This is a genomic window from Paeniglutamicibacter sp. MACA_103, assembly GCF_045798555.1.
In the GTDB taxonomy this organism is placed as follows: Bacteria; Actinomycetota; Actinomycetes; order Actinomycetales; family Micrococcaceae; genus Paeniglutamicibacter.
In genome coordinates this window covers 1-648 of record NZ_JBIXLN010000114.1, presented here as the reverse complement: position 1 = coordinate 648, position 648 = coordinate 1, and the positions used below count along the sequence as shown (strand labels likewise).

The following is a 648-nucleotide window of genomic DNA, read 5'->3' as shown; positions in this document are numbered from 1 at the left end:
GACCAGGGTCTTGGGGGAGGGCAGGCCGGTGGTCTTCTTCCCGGTGGCGGGGCTCCCGGCGGACCTGATGAGGTTCATCAGGCCCTGGAGGTGGCGTTGGGGCGGGGTGAGGCCGTCGGGGCCGTAGGCGGCGGGGTCCGTGGTGGCCGGGCCCGGGGACCCGGCGCCGGGGCCGGTGGGGTCCAGGGACAGGTTTCTGGCGGCCTCCGGGTCGGTGAGCGGCCGCCCGGTGGCGGGGTCGGTGAGGAAGTCGGGGAACCCTGCACCGTTGCCGTTGCCGTTGCCGTTGTTCGACTGGCTGTTGGAACCGTTGGAACCGTTGGAGCCGTTGGAGTCGGTGGCGGTGGCGGGGGTGGCCAGGGCCTGGGCGAGCAGGCCGTCGCGGTCCCCGGCCCGGGTCCGGGGGTTGTCGGTGCTGGCGCAGAGGGCCAGCAGGGCCTCGGTGTCGGCGGGCAGGGTGCGGAGCAGGAATTCGCCCAGCCCGTCGGTGGTGCCGCGGTCGAAGAGGCCGGTCCTGGCGCGCAGGAGCTCCTCCGGGACGTCCCCGGTGCCCTGCTCGAGGGTGCCCTGGATGCCGGCGAGCAGCCTGGCGGTGGTGCGGGGGTCCTCGCGGCGCACGGATTCGGCGACCCGCTCCTCGAGCGTCCC

The 648-nt window shown here is 75.2% G+C and carries 1 pseudogene; it reads right to left on the bottom strand.

Annotated elements, in window-relative coordinates:
• Positions 1-648, bottom strand: a pseudogene (locus ACIPVK_RS21775) (HNH endonuclease); the annotation flags it as partial.